Genomic DNA, 21,830 nt, shown 5'->3' on the forward strand with positions numbered 1-21,830 from the left:
CTCCGACTTCCAGTCCGCTCACTTAACTTTTCTCCGAGGCCTTGTCTCCTTTGGTAGCGGGGGCCTTGCCTTTGTCTTCCTTATCGGCGTCCTCAGCTTCTTCCTCTTCGTCTTCATCCCCGTCGTCATCTTTCTTGGAGGCGTCAAAACCTTTGTCTCCGGTCTTCCCTGCCGCCTTTGATGTTTTTGCTTCAGATGTGGACTCCCTCTGTGCAAGACGCGTCGAGCCGTCTGGGAGCGCATCCGTAGCAAGCAACGTGGCGATCGGACTCATCGGAGTCAATTGAAACAGCGCCTGCCCAGTTGGCTGCTCTATTGACGAGAGGCTCCAGATGTTTTCGGGTTGGTGAAAGTCCTGCGCGTAGCCGAAGGTCGGCATGCAGGCGAGCACGATGAAGTTGTAAAGAGCGAGACCGGCACCAAGCACGCACGCTTTCGGGTTCATGAAGGCCTCCTGATTATCTTTCATTTGGCTCCCTTCTTGGCTCGCTTCTTGCCGGCCAACCCTTTGCTGTCTTCTTCTATGTCTTTTTCCTCTTCCGCTTCCTCCTCTTCGACCCCCTCAGTTTTGGAGGAGCCTGTTCGTTGGCCAGAAAGACCACCACCGGGTGCCCCTAGCCTGACATCATCAAAGGTGCCCAGATTGTACAGCGTAATACCAACCGTCTTGGCGCCCTTTGGCGCTGGGAAAGTGAGTCGGAGGGTCTTGGTTTCGCCGCTCTTGATCTGGCCGTGACTAAATCCACTCGCCGATGCACATCCGAATCTGTTACCACTCTCGTAATCCGTGACCCAGCTATAGCTGCTCCCGCAATAACCCAGTTCTTTGACAGCGATTTCATTCCGATCCTTCGTGCCTCGGAAAGTGAGCGAAACCGCCACCGTCAGGACTGAACCGCGCACGGTGGCCTCTATCAGATCCGCCCGAAGCACAGGGTCGAAGTCGCTGGTAATGCTCTTTCCTCTTAAGCCCACGCCCGTCCCAGCTTTCGATGAGCCTTTACCCGTGGTTTCTTCTTCATCGGCTTCCTCGTCCTCCTCTTCTTCCTCCGCTTCTTGGGAGGCATCGAGCTGTTTGGCCGCGGGGGCGCTCTTGGACTTCTTGGCGTCCAGTTTGGATGATTTTTCGGCGAGGAAGAGTCGGCCTTCCTGCGCGATGTCGCCGACATCCTGATTCACCTGACTCGGCGCTCGCGTCGAGCCTGCCGACTGAGCGGCCGGTTGAGGCTGGATCTGTTGGGTAGCTGCCGTGGCAAGCGCCGCCGGCCGCGCACCCGACTCCGCGTCTTGCCGCGCCACCGCGACGGTTTCCCCCATGCAGCAGGTGAGAAGCAAACAGCCCAGAGGAACGAGACCCGTGAGCCGGCGTGTCATTCCGTTCTCTGGGGCCTTGCTGAAAACCTCGAGACCGATGTTCATGTGAAACCTCCTTCGTCTTCAACCTCTGGTGCCGGTCGGCCGTCTGCTGTCCGAATGCGCGCCGGCATGCCCCCGCAGCCTATCCCGCAGACTCTCTGACGAGGCGGGCGGTGAGGGTGTACTTGATCTTTCCGGACTCAATTCCAAAGCACCATTGTTTTTTCTTGAACGTCTTGAGCTTGAAGCTGCCTTGGTTCGCATGGGCGAGCAACTTCTCGCGCTTTTTCTTTTTGTTGTACCCTTTGACCCATTTGACGCGATCCTTGCAGACGGTTTCAGCCGCCCCCTTCCAGACTTCGGTCAAGGCATCGGCGATGACGCCCTTGACCTCATCCTGTTTCAACGCCGTGCCGGCCAGAGCAAGACCCGGTTCCGCCGTAGCGGCTCCGACCGTCTGGAGCGTTGTGCCGGTCGCGGCTGCGTATTTCCTGAGCGCATCGCGCACGTTACTGAACCCTTTCGGAAGGGCCACGTAAATGTTGGCCGTGAGCTCGAGATCCGAGCGTAACGGGCCTTTGTAGAGGACAATCGGCTTTCTTGTTTCGGCGTCTTCAAGCGGAATCACCGAGCCCTCCCGGCACACCACTGCGAGAGTTGTGACCGGCTGTACCTCGGGATTTCCCTGCTCGGCAAGCCGCAAGACAATCGTGACCGCATCCTTCTCCCCGCCCTTATCGGTCATTGATTCCTTACAGCGTAGATCGTGGAGCTGCAGGGTATACGTGTCATTCGACGATGATTGAGTCCCTTCAGCGCTCCCCTCCTTCCTGGACTTTTTCTTGGACTGTCCAGGAAGAAGTTGTCGGATTTGTTGATCGCCTTCCTCCTTGGACGGGTCATCCGCCAATTCCGCGGCGAAAGCCCCCCCGCTTGTTCCAAGAAGGAGCGCCGCGCTTCCCACACATAATGCCCTGCGTAGGACGGTAAACGTTTGGTATGCGTTCATAAGAGTGACCTCCTTCGTGAGATGACCGGAGCAACACGCGAACCGCGACGGAAAACTGTTCACGTCGAAGACAACCCGGACCTGTGCGTGCTGGCGACCATCAGGACCCCTGAAGATCAGCCAGTGCCCTCCGTATACGGTCGGCGTCTTTAGCCCCGGGACTGAGAGAGAGATACTTTTCCAACGCCATCGCGGCCGTCTTTCGGTCTCCAAGCTTGAAGTACGCCAGTCCCATCTCTCTGTAGGCGTCGGCGAATGCCTCATTGGCTTTGATCGCGGCGACGAAATGCCCGATGGCCCGGTTGGACGCCTCGGGACCGCTTTCCGTTTCCAGTGCGATCTTTCCAAGGTAGTAGTGCAGCACGGGGTCGTTGTCCTTAGCCGCCAGCGCTTTTTCAAACATCGCGGCGGCTGTCTTAAACCGCTTGCGTTCGTAGTCCAGCTTGCCGACATTCACCACCAGCTCGCGCGTCCGCCGGTTGAACTCGTCGGTATTCACCAGAAGCTTCCGGCTTGCCAACTCCTGGCTGTATTTCGATTGGACCAAGCCGGTGAGCTTGGCAATCCGCGACTTGTTAGTCGGGTGGTCGCCGTAGAAGAAGTTTTCGAGGGCGCCCTGGTCGCCGTATTCTTTCAGGAGTTGCTCCAACGTCTTCGGCGCCTCCCGCGGGTCGTAGCCGGCCTTGACCATGTACTCAAGCCCCACCACGTCGGCTTCGGTTTCGCTGGCGCGGCCGTGGCCGCTGATGGCGGCCTTCATCGAGTACTCGTAGGTTTTTTGCAACAACGCAGGCGGGAGCGTGACCTTGCCGCTGGTCTCGGCTGCCTGCGCGGCCAGTTGGCCCAGCACCTGAATGCCGTAGCTACCCTCGATGCCCTTGGTGACATGGCTTTCCGTCACGTGCGCGATCTCGTGCGCCAGGACCATCGCCAATTGGGCTTCGTTTTCCATGCGGGCGAGCAAGCCGGCGTTGACGTAGAGGAGCCCGCCGCCGAACGTGAAGGCGTTGATGCTCGCATCGTTGACGACGCGAATGCTGTATACAAACGGACGGGGACGGGCTTGCGCGACGAGTCGCTGGACGACGTCGTTCAGATAGGTGTCGAGCAGCGGATCGTCCCACAACTGGTGGCTGCTCTCATACTTCTTCGCGTTCTCCTGCGCCATCCGCTCTTCATCGGCCTCGGTGAATGTCGGCCGATTCATGACGGCGCTGCCGACCGATATCCCGGTCTGAAGGTATCGATCCGTGCCGGCCGGCAGTTGTTTCATCAAGTCTTCGCAACCGGCCAAGGCGAGAAGCGAGCATGCGACGATCACGGGTACGACGGGATGACACATGCGGCGAGGCATAATGGCCTCCTCTTCCACACACTGGACACGGGTTCTTACCGGCCTTTCCCCCGCCGGTCTCCAGAGGCGCGCTGCCCGCTGAGCTTCGACCACAATGCCTCCCACAGCTCGGCGCTGCTGTGAAACGCCCGGCGTCGGCCCTCGCCGTCCTCGACCGTTCCCACCAGTTGTCTTGCCCGGCTTTTCGTGGCGGGACCGTCCTTGCGGCCGCGGCGGTAGATGCGCACGATGTACGACTCCATCCGAACCCCGGATCGCAACGGTCGATGGACGGCGGCGTGATGAAAAACGCGCACATCCTATCGGAGAAGCCCTTACCGATGACTTACCGATCCCGCTGGACGGAAAGACATGAGGACGACGTGAGTTGTGCGGCGGCAGGGAGGGAACGGGCGGAATTCCACCCTGCGCTCGGAGGGTGTGGCGGTCGATTCAGGCGGAAGGAGAGGGAACGTCGGGCGTGGCGCCGGTCCGGTGGTCGCCGCGGGCGACACTCGGCTGTTGCAACGTCTGGCGGAGCCGTTCGATCTCCGGGTTCGGCGCGAGGCCAAGCCCGGCCCTGAGCGCCTGGCGACAACGATGGTAAACCGAGAGCGCTTCGGCGTGACGATCCTGGGCATGATAACTGCGCATCAGCTCCAGATACAGGTCCTCGGCGAGATCGTCGGCGGCCAGACCTTGTTCGAGCAGGGTCACGGACTGGTCGTAAAGGCCCATCCGTATCAAGCGCCGGGCATGCGCGATCGCGAAGCGAAGGAATCGGGTCTGCAACCGCGCACGCGGCGAGAGGGCCCACGGGGCGTCCACTCCGTCAAGGAACCGGCCATGGTACAGGCTCAGCACCTTGCCGGCCGACGCAACGGTGTCCGCCTCATCGCTGTCGCGTTCAGCCACATTGAGCAGGCGTTCGAACGCCCAGGCGTCAACCCAGACGTCGCGCGGCTCGAGGGTGAGGCGGTTGTGAGTGAGCCTGAGAGCGGTGTCCGACCCGAGCAGATGGCGCAACCGATGCAGCGCGACGGTGAACGCCCGATAGGCGGCGTCGGCGTCGGCGTCCGGCCAGAGCGCGTCGGTCAATTTCTCGAGCGGGACCCCGCGCCCGCCCAGGGCGATCAGCGCCATGAGCAGCTCAAGCGGGCGGCGCTGGATCTTGCCTTTGAATCGAAGGGGCGTGCCGCCTTTCACCACGGCGAAACGTCCCAAGGTATAGACCTTAATCGGCCAGGGCCAGTCGTCAACCGGTCTGTCGGCCGGCGGCGCGAGGGCATGCCGCCGGACCACTTCCTGGACATAGGCGGGCTCGATACCCGCATCGAGCGCGTGCGCATACAGTCGGGCGATACGATCGCGCGTCCACCATGGAAGAACGGCGAGGCCGATGGCTTTGCCGAGGCGCAAGGCTTGCCGGAGCAAGGCCAATCCTTCCTGCTCTCGCCGCAACGAGAATTCAATCTCCGCTTCCGTGAGGTCGCACATGCATTCGAGGGATCGGCCGCCGATGGCGCAGGCTATCCGACGTGCGCCGTTCAGTGCTTCCCGCGCGTGGGTCGTCTGGCCTGCCTCCAACGCAATGCGCGCGGAACCGATCAGACAGATCGCTTCGCCGAACCGCATGCCGCTGGCTCTGACCCTCGCCAGGGCCGACTGCGCGCATTCTTCGGCGTGCGTCAGTTGGCCTTTGTGCAGAGCGATCGTTGAGGCCAGGTGATGATAGTATGAGCCGTCGAGCAGGCTGTGGGGCCGGAGGGCGAAGGATGTCTGGTGAAGCCGGCGCTCGGCCGCCTCGACGTCGCCCTGGATGAGGAGCAGAAAAATTTCCGCGCCCAAACGTTGAATCTCGACCATACGGATGCCGGTGGCGTCGGCCAACCGGCGGCCTTCGTCGACTTCGCGCAAACCCTGTTCGATGTCTCCGGTGTGCCAGTACACGATCGCCAGCGAGGCGTGCCGCCACAGGCGGGTCATCGAGGTGACCTCCTGCCTCGCCCATTCGGGGTGTGTCTCGGCGATGAGGCGCTTCGCTTTGGCCAGGTCTCCCCGCCATGTGCAGTAATAGAGCAGATGATTGGCCAGCATCAGGCGGGTGTTGATCTCGGCGTCCGACCTCAGCAGCGCTTCGGCTTTTTCGACCCATGAAGGAAGATCCGGGTGATCGGGCCAGCGGTTGATGAGTATCGTAAAGATCGCAAAGGTGACGCGCGCCTCGATTTCGGGTGACGGATAGTCCGGATACCGGCGGCGGAGGTCGTCGAACAGCTCCCGGCACCGGTCGAACTGGACGAAATCCCGCCATTCGAAGAAGACGCTCTCGACGAGACCCAGCCAGGCGAGATATGAACCGGTCGGGTCGTTCACCTTCTCGAACAGCGCGAACGCCGCATTGAAGTACGTCCGTGCCTCGACCGGATCGAACGGCAACCGGCAAGCTCCCAGCCAATAGCGGAGCCATGGTGTCTTCTCAAGCATCTCGCCAGGGACGGCCCGAATCCAATGCGCCAGCGCCGGGCCGCGGCCCTGGGCGGCCATCACCGGCGCCTGTGACAGGATCAGTCGGATCAGCCCGTCCCACTCGCCGGTTTCGATCAATAATGCGGCGGCGTCTTCGACGAACCCGTCGGCTTCGAGCAGCGCTGCCGCCTGGCGCTGCAGGCGGTTCAGCTCCGGTTGAGAATAAGCGGCGCGGGCGCGGGACTGCAGGAAGGCCCGAAACAGCGGATGGTATTCATAGGTCGGGATCGGGCCGGCAAGCTTGAAGGTGAAGTAATTGCGACGCACCAGTCCGTTCAACAAGGCCTCGGCCTGTTCGATCCCGGTCAATTGTCGGGCCGTCTCAGCCGTGATCTTGGAGAGGAGAGACGTCCGAAGCAGCAGCGCGCGCGTCGAGGCGTCCGTGCGCTTGACCAATTCCTCCGCAAAATAGTCGAACAGCATCGAGTGACCGGAGGAGAGGTCGGGCGTCCGCCGTCTGCCGCGCGGCGACCCTTCTTCGACCAGCAACACCAAGCCGGCGACCCAGCCCCGTGTCTCTTCATGCAGGGCGCGAAGTTGTTCCGTGGTCAGCCGGGACCGCAGCCGGCCGATCGCGAGACTCTCGCGTTGGGTCAGACGCAGATCCTCCCAGCCCACGAGGGCAAGCGAACCGGATGCAAGCAGGTGAGCGAAGGAGGCCGGAGGATCGGCGCGGCTGACGACGATCACGGTAACGCCGGGCGGGGTCTCGGCCAGCCCGATCGACAGAAGGTCATGCAGCGGCGAGTCCTCCGGCAGGCGCTCGAAATTATCGAACACGGCGACGCCCGGCCGTTTGATCCGGGCGAAGAACAGACGGAAGAAGTTGCGGGTAAAGGCCTGGAGGCCCGGCAGATATTCTGGCGTCAGCAGGGGCAGCGGCCGTGCCCGGCGGGAAGCGCCCTGCCTGCCGGCGAGCCCCAAATAGTAAAAGAACGAGGCGGGGTCTCCGTCGCCGGCGTCGACGCTGTACCAGATGTGAGGCAGTCTCCGTGCGCCGAGGTAGCTCGCCGCCAGCGTCGTCTTCCCGGACCCGGCCGGAGCGGTGAGCCAGACGACCGGTCTCCTGCGGGCCGCATCAAGGAGGCGGAACAGCCGCTTCCGCTCGTGCACGATGGGCAGGGTCGGGCGCGCGAGCTTGGCCAGCGTAAGGTTGCGTGCGGGCATCGGCCTCTGGACCGCGGTGGCGGCGATGGTCTCACACTTCGCTCTTAAGGGCAAGTCCTTGACTCCCCGAAAATTGCTCCCGTAGGATGCGCGCCCTATGCGCGATCCCGACGCAAGGTGTCTCCTAAGTCTGGTAGGCTGGATCTGGGTCCCGCTGGTGTGGGGCGTAGGCGCGTCTCCGGCCTGTGCCGACGGCTTTCGCAATCCTTTTCAAGGCTCGGCGGCCATCGGGCAGGGCAATGCGTTTGCGGCTCAGGCCGACGATCCGACCGCGGTCTTCTACAATCCTGCCGCCATGACGAGGTTGCAGGGGATCCAGCACACCGTCGGCGTCCAATTCGTCAGCCCCCACACCCGGTTCACGAGTCCGAGCGGGGCGCAGACGACCAACGATCTCGGCGGGCCGGTCGGCTGGCCTCCGCCCGGCCAACTGTATCTCACGGCCAACCTGGAACGCTCCGGCCTGCCGGTCCTGCGGGATCTCAGTCTGGGATTGGGCCTGCTGTCGCTCTACGGGTTCGGCAACAAGTACCCGGAACGCGCGCCGTTCTCTTCCGCCAGCTACCAAGGCAGCCTCCCGCTGCTCGACATCAAGCCCACCGTGGCCTACAAGGTTTCGGATCGCCTCTCGCTCGGGCTCGGCGCAGACATCTTCACGTTCGCGAGTTTTATCGGCGAGGGGCAAACGGAAAGCCTGTCCATTTCATCCGGCGTGGGCGGCATCCCGGCGGGCAGCCGTGTGGAGTTGAACGGCAAGGGCACCACCGCCGGCCTGAACGCCAGCGTGCTCTACACGCTCATCGGCACGGCGGACCGGCCGCGGGCGAATCTCGCCGGCGTGTGGCGCAGCCAAGCGGTTTTGCCGGTGCGCGGACAACTGCTCGTCGACGGAGCGCCGGTCGCCGACGCCTCCGCGAAGTTCCTGTTGCCCGAGGTCTGGACGCTGGGACTGGCGCTCTGGCCTCTTCGGGACGCCGAGCGCGCGTGGAAGGTCGAGGTGGACGTGGACTACACCCGGTGGCGATCGGTGAGAAATGTGGATGTCGCCCTTTCCACCGGCGCCGTCATCACCAACCCGCAACACTGGAACAACAGCGTGTCGATCGCCGTGGGGACGGAATACACGTGGCTCCGTCTGCCGGACCATGAAGCCTGGCAACTGGCGCTCCGAGCAGGCTACAACCGTTCGCACACGCCCATCCCCGACGCGAATTACAATCCGGTCATCCCCGACGCCGACGTGCATGTGTGGTCGATCGGGCTCGGCCTTTTCTGTCGGGAAGGAGGGCGGCTTCTCGGAGTGGTGGACTGTGGCGGCGCCGACGGCGGCTGGTTGACCCGAAAGGCGATCGGACTCGACCTGGCCTATCAACTTCTGCTCTTTGAGCCCCGCACCGTGACCGGCCACCCCCATTCCGGCGTCAATGGGACTTATCGGACGACAACGAATGCCGGAAGCCTGACCCTGCGGATCAATTTCTGATCATCTCTGGCATAAGAAAAGGGGTCGGGAGTCTTTAAAGCAAGTGCGACTACGCTCAGTGTTACGGGCCCCTTACAGTGTTCTTGCCTAAGCGACCTCGTGAATGATCAGCATGGCGTAGATGAGCAAGAGCCACCGGGGCACATGAAAAGACTCCCGACCCTTTTCTTCTCCTCGGCATAGAGCCTCCGGCGTCTTTGGACGGATAGGAAGCGAATCATGCAGCGGTCCGGCCATGGGAACCTGCCTCTTGGTCGAACGGCTAGACCGAGGTCTTCGAACCGAGCCGTTCCATTGCGATACGCTTGAGCGCGCGCAGGTCCAGTTTGCCGGTGCCCAACACGGGCAGCGCGTCCACTTTGATGAAGTGATCCCGACGCGGGATGAACAAGTTGGAGAGGCCGGTCGCCGCGACCTTGTCCAGAATTTCTGGAATCATCCTTTCGTCCAGCGTGTGCAGCACCGCCAACTGCTCGCCCTTGCGTTCGTCCGGGATGCTCGTGACGGCGAAGACTTGGCCGTCGACACCAGCCGCCTCGTGCAAGGCTTCCTCCACCCGTCCGTGAGGCACCATTTCGCCGCCGATCTTCGAGAAACGGGAGAGCCGGTCGGTGATGGTGATGAAGCCGTCTTCGTCCACTTGGGCGATGTCGCCTGTGACGTACCATCCGTCCCGCATGGCTTTGGCTGTGAGGTCATCACGGCCGAGATATCCGCTCATGACATTGGCTCCCTTGACCAGGAGCATACCGGGGGTATTGGGAGGCAACGGCTGGAACGTATCGGGATCCACGATGCGGACGCAGACTCCGGGGAGCGGCTGTCCGACGGTGCCTCGGCGCGACCCTGGTTGGAAAAAGCCCGAGGCTCGAAAATCGGGCACGTTCGTCGAAATGACCGGCGCGCATTCGGTGACCCCGTAGCCCTCCACCGGCATGATGCCGAACCGGTCGTAGAACGCCCGGGCGAATTTCTCGGGCAGCTTCTCCGCCCCGGTGATAATGACGCGCAGTGTGCTCAACTGCTCCGGCGTGCACCGACGGTAATACAGTTGGAGGAAAGTGGGCGTGGTAACGAGCAAGGTGACGCGGTAGCGGGCGATCAGGTCGCCGATCGCGGCGGCGTCGAGCGGGGAAGGGTGAAACACGATGCCCACGCCGCGGGTGACGACGAACCAAAAGATCAGATAGCCGAACGAGTGAAAAAACGGGAGGATACCCAAGGCCACGTCGTTTCGATCCACGTGCAGAACCTGGGCTGCCCCGTCCACGTTGGAGTCGATGCTGAAGTGGGAGAGCATGACGCCTTTCGGCTCACCGGTGCTGCCGCTGCTGAAGATGATCGTCGCGAGATCGTCCATGCTGACTGTTTGCGACTGGCCGCAGGCGAGCTCGATGATGCGAGCGGGTGCGAGGATTGCGAGCAACAACGCCGCAAGCCGCCGACCTCGTCCGATTGTCTTGACGAGATCTTCCAGCCAGATGAGGGTCACGCCCTCCGGCACGTCCAGTTTGGCTTTCTCCACGAAACGACGGCTGGTGACGACGGTGCGCAGGCCGGCCTGCCGGCAGGCGGACTCCAATCCGGCTCGGCCGACCGTATAGTTGAGATTCACGCTGGCTTTCCCACAGAGCGTGGCGGCCGCGTTCGCGAGCGCGCCCCCGACCGACGGTGGGAGCAGTAGCCCGACGTGCGGTTGGTTGTCCCAATGCGGGCGCAACGCCCGCGCGAGGGCGATGGCGCCGATCAACGCCTGAAGGCACGTGACGCGGGGCCGCGTGGCGTCGGCCATGGCGAAGCGGAACGGGTGCCGGCGCATTGCGCGAATGAAGCGCCGGTGCAACGGCTGGCAATCCGGCTTGCGCAGCCTCCAGGCGGTTTCGCCCAGCTCTTGGACGGCCTGCCGCACCTGATACGCCGGAGTGTCAGGCGACAGAGGCTGGCCGAAGGAAACGGTAACCGGATAGGGTATCCGTTCCGGCCATTTGGTCAGGAAACGGCCGCCAACGTAACTGAAGATGCTGCCCCAAAGGCGGTCGAGATGGACCGGGATGATCGGGATCATGCGGCCTTTCACGACCCGTTCGAATCCCCGGCGGAACGGCAACATCACGCCGGTGCGTGTGATCTGGCCCTCGGGGAACAGGCAGACGAGGTCGCCCTCGTCCAGCGACCGGCCCGCTTCGCGGAACGCATGGAGGATCATGCGCGGCCCGCCGGAGGAGGAAATCGGAATCACCCGCATGGCCCGCATGAAGGGCTTGAGCAGCGGATGGTTGACATAGGCGGCGTCGATCACAAAGCGGATCGGCCGGTCCAGGCTGGCCATGAGGAGGAATCCGTCCACGAACGAGATATGGTTGGGAACGAGCAACGCCCCGCCTTCCTGAGGAACGTGCTCCCGTCCGACGACGCGCAGCCGGTACAGGCTGTGGGTGAGCAACACCAGGATGAGCCGAAGGAAGGCGTCCGGCAAGAGCCGCAGGGCCCAGGCCGTTCCTGCGACGGTCGCCAGCGACGCGACGAGGAGGATGCTGCCGGGTGAAAATCCGGTTCGAGACAAGGCTTCCGCGGCCAGCGAGCCGATGAGAATGCCGCCGAAGATGAAGCTGTTGCTGAGCGCGATCACGGCTCCGCGCCGATCCCCTGGCGACCGCCACTGGATCAGCGCGTTGATCGGCACGATGAGCAATCCGCTCGACACGCCGAGCAGCGCCATGAGGACGAGCGTCCGCAGCAGGCTCGGCGTGATCGATCCGAGCAGGCCCAGGAACAGGGCCAAGCCGCCAGCACCCAGCGGAATCAGACCGTACTCCACCTTTGCGGCCGACAACCGTCCCGCGAGGAAGGCGCCGCCTCCGACGCCGACGGCAAACACCGCCAACGGCGCGCCTGAGAAGCTGTCGGAGAGGCCGAGCGCGGCCTTGGCGTAGACCAGCATGTCCTGGCCGGCCAGGCTGGCAACTGTCCAGAAGAAGACGGCGCCTGCGACGGCGAGTTTCAGCATGCAATCCGCCCGGAGAGCGGACCAGGCTCCTTGGATCGTCGCGGCGAGCCCGCCTTCTGATCGCGCCGGAGGAACGCGAGGAACCGTCCAGGAGGCGACAAAGCCCACTCCGGCGCACACCGCAAGGAGCAGTCCGGCTTTCCAGGGCGAAGGATCAACGAGATCCAGCAACACGCCGCCCGCCGCCGTGCCCAGGATGATAGCTAGGAACGTGCAGAGTTCCAGGGCGCCGTTGCCAGCCGACAGGCGTTCGTGCGGCAGCACCTCCGGCAGAATCCCATACTTGGCCGGGCTGAAGAGCGCGCTGTGGACGCCCATGAGCCCCAGAATGAAGAGAGGCCAGACGATTGTGGAAGGATTGATCAACAGCACGACTGCGCCTGCCGCCATGAGCAACACTTCGGCGGCCTTCATGGCGATAATGACGGTGCGTTTGCTGAGACGGTCGGCCACCACGCCGGCGATCAGGGAGACGAGCATCAACGGGAGGGTGATCGCGACAAAGGCTACTGTGGTGTGCGTCTGGGCGGCGGCCTCAAACGCCGGTCCCGACGAGCCGATCTTCGCTGCGACGGCCTTGATCCCCAGCAGCGCCACGATCAGCTTCCACGCGTTGTCGTTAAACGCGCCGCAGAATTGGGCGATCAACAGGCCGCGAAGGGGATGGCGGTGCGCAGCGGGCCTGTCCGTACAATGCATGCCATTACTATGGAGGAACTTTGCGGAAAGATCAAAGGAGAGGCATCGCCCCGCGCACGCAGCAACCAGCTTGCCTCATGACGGCAACCGCGTGTCCTCTACCGGCAACCCTTCGAGCGCCATGATGCGGAGCGCGTTGGTGGTAGGGCAGGGGCCGGGGCGGAGCTGGTAGTCGAACTTGAGGGTGCCGGCCGCGACGGTTTCCTGAAAGTGCGCATTGGTCAGACGGGGGATCTGCTGTTCCAACTCGGTCAACTCCAAATCGTGGGTGGTCACCAATCCGAAGCCGTTGCCGCGGGCCAACGCATTGATATAGGCGCGACTGCCGATCAATCGTTCCCGGTTGTTGGTGCCTTTAAAGATTTCATCGATCAGAAAGAGCACCGGCGGCGCCGACCGGGTGTGCGTCTCGTCGAGGATGGTTTTGAGGCGCTTCACCTCCGCGTAAAAGAAAGAAAGGCCCGCTTCCAACGAATCATCCACCCGAATGCAACAGGCCAGCCGCACCCAACTCCATTCGAACCAGTCGGCGCAGACCGGAGCGCCGGCCTGTGCTAAACACACATTGACCCCGACGGTCCGCAAGAAGGTGCTCTTGCCGGACATGTTGGAACCGGTGATCAGGACGATCCGCCCGGCTCCGCGCAAATCCAGATCATTTGCGATACGCCGGTCCGGTCGGAGCAAGGGGTGGCCGAGTCCGCGGGCGACCAACGTCGCCGGATAGCCGTTGTGCTCCGCCGCCTCGGGCGAAAAAGCCGGAACGGGCCATGAATGCTCCGGGTGCAGATACGCGAAGGTGGCGAGGGCTGAGGCGGCCTCCAGTTCCGCCAGCGTCTCGAGCCAAAGAGGCAGGCGAGACTGGATGAGACGTTGCAAGCGTCGGAGTTTCTGCGCGTAAAACAAATCCCAGGGGCCGATGGCGTTGATGACCAGATGAATCACCGGATTGGCGCGCACGCTGAGTCTGTGCATGATCGCGGCGGCGCGGCGGATCGCGTCGGAGGGCTTCAAATCCCCGCCCAAGAGCGGTTCGCACAAACGACCCAGCGCGGGCGCGGCGCGATAGGATCGGTGTTCGAGAGAGGCGAAGACTCTGCCCAGTTTCTCCAATTGGAGATGGATGCCGACGGCTTTCTCGAAGATTTCCTTGCCGCGCCCCGCGAACAGCATGTGCACTAGCGCATAAGTGCCGAACGATAGCATCCAATAATTCGGCAGCCAGTGCAAAACGGATCCCAACGCCAGCAGCAGGGTGGTCGCCGCCAGCCCGGTCTGAATACCCAGCAGAGTGCTGAGAGCGGGAAAATGGACGGGGGCGCACAGGCCGGCGTGCAGTCGTCGGCCGTTGATTTCCTTGTCGTCCCCGACCAGTTTCGCTTCGAGAACCACCCGGTCCCGGAACAATGACAGCGAGGCGAGTTCTCCGACGAGCCGCTGCCGGGTGACTAACCCGGCGGGATCGAACGGCTGGGACAGCAACCAAGCCGAGAGTCGCTCGCGGCCGTTCGACGACACCGTCGTGTCAAGCAAATGCAAAAGCGAGTGCGGACCGATGAGATCCAAGTCGAGGGCATAGGGATGTTGGTCGATCGGCGGTGTCGGCCGGGCCGGAATCTTATCCCAATCAAGGGTCACGCGGGCCAGATGGGTCCGTTTGATCTCTCGCCACAGCCGCAGGCGATGCAAGCGCTCTTCGAGCCTGTTATGATACCGCGCCACTGCGGCGAACACGGCGATGAATACCGCCAGCGCCGTGTTGCCAATATGGTACCAGCCGAGTTTGTAAGAAATGATCGTGCAGAGTGCCCCGGCCACGAAGATTGCGAGCCGCCACCGGGTCACGAAGTTGCTGGCGACCGTACCCCGTTGGTGCAGGCGGTCGAGCCTACCTACCAGCCGTTGCAGCAGGCGCTCGCGATTGGGGTTGGTTGGATCCCGATTCGTCGCTAATGGCATGCCGGCGACGATACTGGTTGCAGGGCATCAGGTCAACAGCGAAGCCGAGCCGATCGCGAGCGATCGAAACCGCAGCCGAGGGTATGGGCGACCAGATGAGAGGTACTGGGCGATAGTGGGTAGGTGAACCCGATGACGAACGAATGGGTTGAAGTGCGGATCCGGTCGTCGGTCGATGCGGGGGAATTGGTCTCGTTGTTGAACGATCCGGCCGTTCAAGGCGCGTGGCAGGAGCCCGACGTGATCCATTTGTATTGGCCGGTCGCACGCTGGAATCCTGATATCTTGCAGAACCTGCGGGCGGTATTGAAGGATCTCGGCGAGCGGGAAGTGGAAGAGCGAATGACGATCGATCGGCTGCCGGATCGGGATTGGAACCGGCTCTGGGCGCAGTCCGTCGAGGCGATCCGCGTTGGTCGGCGCGTCGTGATCCGGCCGAGCTGGCGGCGCACGGAGCTTCAGTCCGACGACATCGAACTGATCATCGATCCGAAACAGGCCTTCGGCACCGGGCATCACGCCACCACCCGGATGTTGATCGAAAGGTTGGAGGAGGTCATTCGTGGCGGCGAGTCCGTGTTGGATGTGGGGACAGGAAGCGGCGTCCTGGCGATGGTTGCCCTCCGGCTCGGCGCCAGCCGGGCCCTGGGGATCGATACCGACCCGATTGCCGTGGACTGCGCGCGCGAGTACGCGGTCGTGAACGGCTTCGGTTCGGAGTTGGAGCTGAAGACCACCGCGCTGGAGGAGTTGGATCCGCGGCGACATCCGGGGTATGACTGGGTTCTCGCAAATCTCGATCGAGGCACGCTGGTCGACTCGGCCCCGGCGTTCGGTCCGTACCTGCGCCGTGGCGCCAGGGTGTTGCTTTCCGGGGTCTTGGTCGATCAGCAGGCGGAGGTCGTCGACGCCTTCACCGCTGTGGGCGGGTATGTCGCGTGCGTGCGCGAGCGGGACGGTTGGCTGGCGCTGGAAATGCTAGCTCCGGATGCGTGCGCGGGGAATGACTGAATGGACCGTCCGGTGCAGCCGGTTGTTCCGCACCTTCATCAAATCAACGTCTCCGACGGCGGGGTGCCGAAACATCCGGTGTCCGAGGCGCGCATCAGTGTCCGCGGGGTGAGCGGCGACCGTCAGCGCAGTCCGAAAATTCATGGAGGGCCGGAGCGGGCGGTTTGTCTGTACTCGCTGGAAGTCATCGAAGCGCTGCGGGCGGAGGGGCATTCGATCGCACCCGGCTCGGCCGGCGAAAATCTCACATTGGCCGGGTTGGACTGGGCTCAACTGAAACCGGGCGACCGGTTGAGGGTCGGTGAGCAGGTAAGGCTGGAGATCACTGGCTATACGGTGCCCTGTGAACAGAACGCCCGCTGGTTTCTGAACGGGGACTACAAACGGATCTCGCACAAGCGCCATCCGGGCTGGAGCCGGTTATATGCGAAGGTGCTGGCTGAAGGAACGGTGCGGACCGGGGACCCTGTTTCCATCGAATGAGCTGTCAGCCATCAGCGTTCAGCCGGAGGTCAGCGAGTCCGATTCCGAGCTGGTGGTTGAAAGCCGATAGCTGATAACCGATGGCTGGGAGAGCATGGATCGGATTCTCGAACCCGAAATCATGGACGATCCCGAGCAGGCGGCAGCCTATGCACGGGCGAATTTCGAGAAGGAGAATCAAACCTTCGTCGCGCTGTTCCGGGAATATTTCTCTGATCTGACAGAAGGCCATATACTGGACTTGGGGTGCGGGCCGGCCGATATTCCCATTCGCCTGGCCCGCGCCTTGCCGCGGTGCCGCGTGACCGGTGTGGACGCGTCGCCTCCCATGATCTGTCTGGCCCGCGAAGCCGTGCAGGCGGCCGGTTTGGCGGATCGCATTACGCTGCGGTGTGAACGCATTCAACAGGTGACGTTGCCGGAGCCGGCCGAGGCTGCTGTCTCCAACAGCTTGCTGCACCATCTCCCGAATCCCCTGCAGTTCTGGTACAAGCTCAAGCAAGTGGTCAAACCCGGCGGCTGCGTGCTGGTGATGGATCTGTTCCGGCCCGAGTCGCCGGAGGCGGCCCAGGCCATCGTCGATCGGTACGCCGCGGGTGAGTCGGCGATCCTGCGGCGGGACTTTTATAACTCGCTGCGGGCGGCGTTCACTGAGGATGAGGTCGCCGCACAATTAGCCGAATTGAATCTGACCCGTCTGCTGGTCGATGTGATCGATGACCGGCACTGGGTGGTGAGAGGGAGGATCTGAAAACAATTTTATAAGTTCTGGATTTTGAATGATGAATGCACGGTTGGGGATCAGGAAGATTCTCCCGGTTGCTTTGTGCCTTGCGCTGCTGGTCGTGATGTGCTGGTGGGGTTTGGGCGAGGCTCAGCTCGACCGGCTCCGCAAGCTGAAAAAAGACGCCGCTGCGCCGGCCGTTGAAGAGACGCCTATGGCATTGATCCCGGAGGGACCGTTCTGGATGGGGCGCGATGGGACCGAGGCTTTGGAGGACGAGCGTCCTCGCCATCGTGTCTGGCTGGATACCTATTCGATGGATCTGTTCGAAGTCAGCACCGCCCAGTACGCGCGGTTTTTGGCTGCAACCAAGCGCCAGCCGCCCTGGCAGTGGGAGACCGTGGACCTGTCCGTCCACGGTGACCGGCCGGTGATCGGCGTGGATTGGGAAGATGCCGAAGCGTATTGCCGCTGGGCCGGCAAGCGGCTGCCGACGGAAGCGGAATGGGAAAAAGCGGCGCGGGGGACGGACGAGCGCCTCTATCCCTGGGGGAACCAGACGCCGACGGCGTCCTTGGCCAATTTCGCGCTGGGCGCGCGGTTCAGCTACAGCCAGGTCCTTATGCCGGTGGGCCACTACAAGCAGGGTGTAAGCCCGTACGGGCTCTATGACATGGCGGGCAACGTCTGGGAATGGGTGCAGGACTGGTACGGAGCGAACTATTACGAAGTCAGCCCCGAACGCAACCCGCAGGGGCCCGAGCAGGGACAATTCAAAGTCCTGCGCGGCGGTTCGTGGTCCGATTTGCCCAAGTATCTTCTGACCTACGGTCGGTTCAAACTGCCTCCGACCACGCAGAACAGCTTTACCGGCTTTCGTTGCGTGAAATCCGGTTCACCTTCCTAATTTCTTGTCCTGTCTGGCCTTTCGGGGGCTACCCCGGGGGCTTAACATCGCTACCCTCCCTCCCATTTCTTCCTTAAAGGGCTGAAAGGGATGGATGGGTGTCAGAAGAGCCCGCTTGTGGGAGGCCATTGTATCAATCAATTTCCGGCTGAGCGGCTTCGAAGGGCCGGTTAGGCTCGGCGGGTCCGGCAGCGGTAAAATCGGCGGCTGCAGGATGAGGCGATGCGGCTGATGTGGCGTGGTTCTCCTAGGCGCTGCCGGCCGCAATTCCTGCGTCTGGACGATCGGCGGCCGGTGAATCAAACTGCGGGTTCCGCCCCCGTCTCCTACCGGCAGCAGCAGGGTGGAAACGGCCGGCTGTGGCGGCAAGGCGGCGGGCCTGATCAATGACAAGGGCCGCTCGCCGGCCCAACCGCTGTGCGAGTAGGCAAGAGTCATCGCAATCAATATCAGGCGACAACTTCTCCGTGTCTTCCTGCCCAGCACCCGACTTCCCTTCGAGAACGGCATTGAAAAATCCGCATCACACTGAGCAACACGCATGCCCGACTTAAGCCGGAAAAAGATCGTTATCGTCATGCCGTTGTTTTCTTCGGAATTCAAGCGGCTGATTTGTTTAGCCGCGCCTGCCGTCGACCATCCGCCGGGCAAAGTGCCGTGTCTGACTGGAGGAATATCCCTGCGGTTGGGGACCGGCTGGTACGGAGTTGGGTGAAGCAGAGAATTTGTGAGCGCGAGCAAGTGGATGAAGATCAGGTACGAAGAAGGACGGCCGCGATGACCAGCACGGTCAGCGCAGTCAGTACCGAAAGGTAGACGGTGACGCTGCGATCACCCAACCAGGCCGTCTGCCAGCCTTCCGGATAGAGGGATTTGTCCGGCAGGTAGAGGCCTTCTTCGTAGAGGCCGAGCGCCCGCTCGATCTCGATGAGCGCTTGTTTGGCCATCCGGTGACGGTCGCACTGCTGGAGGATCAAATAGCCGAAGACGCCCGAGAACAGCGTCACGCCGGTCACGGCGAACAACATCCCGGTCCCGTCTCGGCGAGGCCCGTCCGGGACGGCCAACATGGTCACGAGCAGCAGCACGAGGAAGGCGCTGGCAAAGGCGGTCAGACGCATCATCTGTTCTCTCCGGCGAAACACTTCCTCCTTGTACCACGGGTACAGGATTTTCAGCACCTCCAGTTGTCCTTCCCCTAGAGCCGGCATATCAGGCGTCCTTTGCTGCGAAAATGCGAGTAGCCGGCAGCAAACAGCCAATAGCTTTGGATTCTTCGCTGCTGGCTATCGGCTCGTTTCCTGCTGCGCGTGTGGCCGAAGGCTGATGAGGCTACTCTTCAACTCGCGACAGGTAACGGATCAGCCATTCCGAAATCAACTGCGTCATAGTACGGAAGTCTTCCGCCTTGGTGAACTGGTGATCGGCGCCGGGCACAATCTCCAAACACTTTTCGATCCGCAGCGCCGCGTACAGACGGCGGCTTTGATGCGGCGGCACATGTTCGTCCTGGTCCCCCTGGACGATCAGAGTCGGTGCCGTAATGGAGGCAGCCGGATCATAGACGATGTGCCGCAAGCAGTCTTCGTAAAAAGCGTAACGCAGTGGGATTCGACCGGACCCGCCCAGGATGTTGGGGATGGTGTCGGTCGTTTTCCACTTCGCCATCTCGTCGTCGCCGAATTCCAGCCGTAATTCCTCCGCGAAATCCACGACCGGACACTTCAGCGCCAGGCAAGCCAAACGCGACCCGGCTGTCCCTGGCCAGCGCGATGCAGCGAGGATGGATACCAACCCTCCGAAACTGGAGCCGACCAGTCCGATGCGGCGGAACCCTCGATTGGCCACGCACTCGAGGGCGGCAAGCGCCTGGCCGACAGCCGCCGCAACCGTGATGTCTTCGAACGGGCCGGCGCTTTCGCCCATGCCGCAAAAATCGAACCGGAACGTCGCGATGCCCTTGTCCGTCAGGAGGCGGGTGAGTGTCGTGTTGGTTGTGCTGTTCTTGTGAGAGAGAAACCCGTGGCACAGCACGACGATGCGGTCGGTCGGTTGCTCGGGTATCGCAAGGATCGCGGCAACCTTGCGGCGGTAAGGGTCGGAAAAGAAAAGAGCCTGTTCCACGAAGGTATTGTACCAGACCTGGAATAGGCTTGTCCGGCCGGCGTGCGAGGGGACCGCTCTGGAATTAGACCGTTCCGGAGTGGACGCGGAAATCGACAGTATTGCGCCGCCACTTCCAGAACTGCTTCTGTTCATGCAGGTCCGCGCCTGGCTGCAGTTTTTCCTTGCTTTGGTGATGCGAGCGACTTCCCGGAAAAAAGGCTTGAAGTCCGTGACGGTGTCCGTGGGAGGAAGCCAGGTGCGGAGATCCGCTTCGATGCCGGTCACATCCTTGCCTTCGAAGTCGTGGATCGGGTGAAAGGCTTTCGGCTCGTTGAGATTCTTGCCCCCGACGCCGGCGACGAACAACGCCTGCGGCCTATCCAACTCGCCCAACTCGTTGAGGTGGCCGTAAATGTAATGGGCGAGGAACAACAAGGCGCTGTCGTAGTGGCCCGACTGTCCGAATGAACCGTTGGCGTCTACGCCGATGAACAGTGTGGACTTGGGCTTCCGTGGTTTATCGAATTGGGCGGCGCAGCCGAACAAGGTCGCGCCATGACGACGGCGACCACGAATGCGGTCCTGACGATTCGGTGCAGGCTTCTCATGGCGTCATTTTTTCAGTGATCACCGGACGGTGGGCAAAAGTTCTCTTGTTGCGATGACTTCCTGCAGGCTCTTGAACGGAATATTGAACACCGGGCGCGCAGTGACCAGGATCATGGCGAAGTTCAAGCGAAGGACGTTCGGGAAAGTCCGCTCCGTTACACTGCCGGGCGCGCGCCCAGCAGGTGGCCGATCTTCACCGCGAACAGGAAAAAACTCAGCAACAGCAAACTAAAGCTGGCCCATGCGGCGGCTTGAACGGCGAGCGAACCGAGCGGGAGGCTCCAGGTGAGAGAGGCCACCACGGCCAAGCCCAGCGTTCCCAGACTCAGAGCGCCGATCTGGATCGCGCGCCAACGATCGACGATCTGTGTGAGCCGTTCCAGGTAGGGACCGCGCTTTTTGTTGCTCGCCACCCGTGTCACTGCCAAACTCACCGGCAACAGGTGCGACAGCGCGCCGAAGATGGTTTGGAGGACGAACCCGACGAGCGCCATATGGGTATAGGCGACCAGATGCAAGGTGCCGAAAGGAGCCGCCGGCGGGTCCCACAGGTAGTTCACCGTCACAAGGACGCCCATGATGACGGCGAGAAGGAGAAAAAACGTGGCGACGAGCAGATGATCCGAAGCGGCGCCGCCTGGTTTGCCGGCTGCAAGCCAGGTCCGCAGCATGTTGTAGGCATAGAGCGAGGCTCCGACGACCAACACGCCGCCCCCGGCGATCTCCGTCCAGAGCGAGGAGAGGAAAAACCCCGTGACCAGTGTGGCGATGCCCGCGGGCAACAGCAGGAAGACCGCGCGGGCGAGAACAGCGCTGTAGAGCGAAGCCTGCAGCACCGTCGGCAGCAGATTGTGCATGGTGCCCACAATAGTCAGCACGACGAAGCCCAACAAGTTAAGGTGAATATGGGCCAATCGAGCGTGGGCGACGGAAGTCGGAGCGAAAAGTTGAAACGCCATCCCTTCTCCCACCGCCAGTCCGGCGAATAACGCCAGCAGCGCCAACCCGTAGAAGAGGAGATTCAGAGAAGGCGAGTTCAGGCTGCGACGCGCTTGTCTGAGCGCGTCGCTCGCCAATGAGACAAAGGCTGCGAAGACCAACAGCCCGGCGACGCCGACGATCAGGTAGTGTTGCAGCGCGAAACCGGCCAGCATCCCGACGGCCCCGCCGTTGACGGCGAGGTACAGAAACGGATGCGAACCGGGGCGTTCACGCCCCGTCATGAGGAGCGGTGGGATGAACGCCAGCATTGCGCCCAAAATCATCTGGGCGACGCCGCCGACCAAGGCGCCGTGGACGTGCAGCAGGCGGAGCCAGGAGGGGAGCGGCGTTCCACGGACGATTCCGATAAAAATCGCCAGACCCAAGAGCGAAGACAGCACCAGCCAGCCGAAACCGGTCAGCAGAAAAACCAACGGGCGGATCTGCGGTCGTGCCATTGTCGAGCG

General features: G+C 62.4%; 17 protein-coding genes. 6 read left to right on the top strand and 11 right to left on the bottom strand.

The annotated features are described in order from the left end of the window. Positions 1 to 22 precede the first annotated feature (22 nt). From ACWHTU_RS06065 to ACWHTU_RS06090, 6 genes are all read right to left on the bottom strand, one after another. The gene (locus ACWHTU_RS06065) at positions 23 to 469 is read right to left on the bottom strand and encodes a hypothetical protein (RefSeq protein ID WP_447862447.1); all 447 of its coding nucleotides are present in this window, start codon (positions 467 to 469) and stop codon (positions 23 to 25) included. After that, a complete protein-coding gene (locus ACWHTU_RS06070; RefSeq protein ID WP_447862449.1) occupies positions 466 to 1,419 on the bottom strand; it encodes a hypothetical protein in 954 nt (317 codons plus the stop codon). The genes ACWHTU_RS06065 and ACWHTU_RS06070 overlap by 4 nt, the downstream gene beginning before the upstream one ends. A gap of 79 nt (positions 1,420 to 1,498) precedes the next feature. After that, entirely contained in the window at positions 1,499 to 2,101 is a 603-nt protein-coding gene (locus ACWHTU_RS06075) for a hypothetical protein (protein ID WP_447862451.1), read from the bottom strand. Between the two features lie 364 nt (positions 2,102 to 2,465). Continuing rightward, a complete protein-coding gene (locus ACWHTU_RS06080; RefSeq protein WP_447862452.1) occupies positions 2,466 to 3,719 on the bottom strand; it encodes a M48 family metalloprotease in 1,254 nt (417 codons plus the stop codon). A 35-nt stretch (positions 3,720 to 3,754) separates the two neighbouring features. After that, the gene (locus ACWHTU_RS06085; protein ID WP_447862453.1) at positions 3,755 to 3,946 is read right to left on the bottom strand and encodes a hypothetical protein; all 192 of its coding nucleotides are present in this window, start codon (positions 3,944 to 3,946) and stop codon (positions 3,755 to 3,757) included. Between the two features lie 205 nt (positions 3,947 to 4,151). After that, positions 4,152 to 7,394: a BTAD domain-containing putative transcriptional regulator gene (locus ACWHTU_RS06090; protein WP_447862455.1), complete on the bottom strand. Its 3,243-nt coding sequence runs from the start codon at positions 7,392 to 7,394 to the stop codon at positions 4,152 to 4,154. A gap of 97 nt (positions 7,395 to 7,491) precedes the next feature. Here ACWHTU_RS06090 and ACWHTU_RS06095 point away from each other — a divergent pair, with 97 nt between their 5' ends. Further along, positions 7,492 to 8,877, top strand: coding sequence for an OmpP1/FadL family transporter (locus tag ACWHTU_RS06095; RefSeq protein WP_447862457.1), 1,386 nt, complete (start codon positions 7,492 to 7,494; stop codon positions 8,875 to 8,877). A 262-nt stretch (positions 8,878 to 9,139) separates the two neighbouring features. Here the strand turns inward: ACWHTU_RS06095 and ACWHTU_RS06100 are convergent, their stop codons facing one another. Together ACWHTU_RS06100 and ACWHTU_RS06105 are read right to left on the bottom strand one after the other, a co-directional pair. Then, on the bottom strand, positions 9,140 to 12,583 hold the full coding sequence (locus ACWHTU_RS06100) for an acyl-[ACP]--phospholipid O-acyltransferase (RefSeq protein ID WP_447862459.1): 3,444 nt from the start codon (positions 12,581 to 12,583) through the stop codon (positions 9,140 to 9,142). 75 nt (positions 12,584 to 12,658) lie between these two features. After that, positions 12,659 to 14,542, bottom strand: coding sequence for a MutS-related protein (locus ACWHTU_RS06105; RefSeq protein ID WP_447862461.1), 1,884 nt, complete (start codon positions 14,540 to 14,542; stop codon positions 12,659 to 12,661). A 132-nt stretch (positions 14,543 to 14,674) separates the two neighbouring features. Here ACWHTU_RS06105 and ACWHTU_RS06110 point away from each other — a divergent pair, with 132 nt between their 5' ends. The 5 genes from ACWHTU_RS06110 (at position 14,675) to ACWHTU_RS06130 (ending at position 18,382) form a co-directional block, all read left to right on the top strand. Next, on the top strand, positions 14,675 to 15,553 hold the full coding sequence (locus tag ACWHTU_RS06110) for a 50S ribosomal protein L11 methyltransferase (protein WP_447862463.1): 879 nt from the start codon (positions 14,675 to 14,677) through the stop codon (positions 15,551 to 15,553). Further along, positions 15,554 to 16,036 carry an MOSC domain-containing protein gene (locus tag ACWHTU_RS06115; protein ID WP_447862464.1) on the top strand — a complete coding sequence of 161 codons (483 nt, stop codon included), beginning with the start codon at positions 15,554 to 15,556 and terminating at the stop codon, positions 16,034 to 16,036. A gap of 94 nt (positions 16,037 to 16,130) precedes the next feature. Further along, a complete protein-coding gene (locus ACWHTU_RS06120; protein ID WP_447862466.1) occupies positions 16,131 to 16,787 on the top strand; it encodes a class I SAM-dependent methyltransferase in 657 nt (218 codons plus the stop codon). Between the two features lie 28 nt (positions 16,788 to 16,815). After that, positions 16,816 to 17,667 (top strand): formylglycine-generating enzyme family protein, encoded by an 852-nt coding sequence (locus ACWHTU_RS06125; protein ID WP_447862468.1) that lies wholly within the window; start codon positions 16,816 to 16,818, stop codon positions 17,665 to 17,667. Positions 17,668 to 18,208: 541 nt separating this feature from the next. Then, positions 18,209 to 18,382: a hypothetical protein gene (locus tag ACWHTU_RS06130; protein WP_447862469.1), complete on the top strand. Its 174-nt coding sequence runs from the start codon at positions 18,209 to 18,211 to the stop codon at positions 18,380 to 18,382. Between the two features lie 37 nt (positions 18,383 to 18,419). On the opposite strand, the gene ACWHTU_RS06135 is transcribed toward ACWHTU_RS06130, so the two are convergent. The 3 genes from ACWHTU_RS06135 to ACWHTU_RS06145 all read right to left on the bottom strand — a co-directional run bounded on the left by ACWHTU_RS06135 (position 18,420) and on the right by ACWHTU_RS06145 (position 21,821). Further along, entirely contained in the window at positions 18,420 to 18,878 is a 459-nt protein-coding gene (locus ACWHTU_RS06135; protein ID WP_447862471.1) for a hypothetical protein, read from the bottom strand. Positions 18,879 to 18,999: 121 nt separating this feature from the next. Continuing rightward, positions 19,000 to 20,319, bottom strand: coding sequence for an alpha/beta hydrolase family protein (locus ACWHTU_RS06140; protein WP_447862473.1), 1,320 nt, complete (start codon positions 20,317 to 20,319; stop codon positions 19,000 to 19,002). Between the two features lie 218 nt (positions 20,320 to 20,537). After that, on the bottom strand, positions 20,538 to 21,821 hold the full coding sequence (locus ACWHTU_RS06145) for a hypothetical protein (RefSeq protein ID WP_447862474.1): 1,284 nt from the start codon (positions 21,819 to 21,821) through the stop codon (positions 20,538 to 20,540). Positions 21,822 to 21,830 lie beyond the last annotated feature (9 nt).

The organism is Nitrospira calida (genome assembly GCF_976986435.1).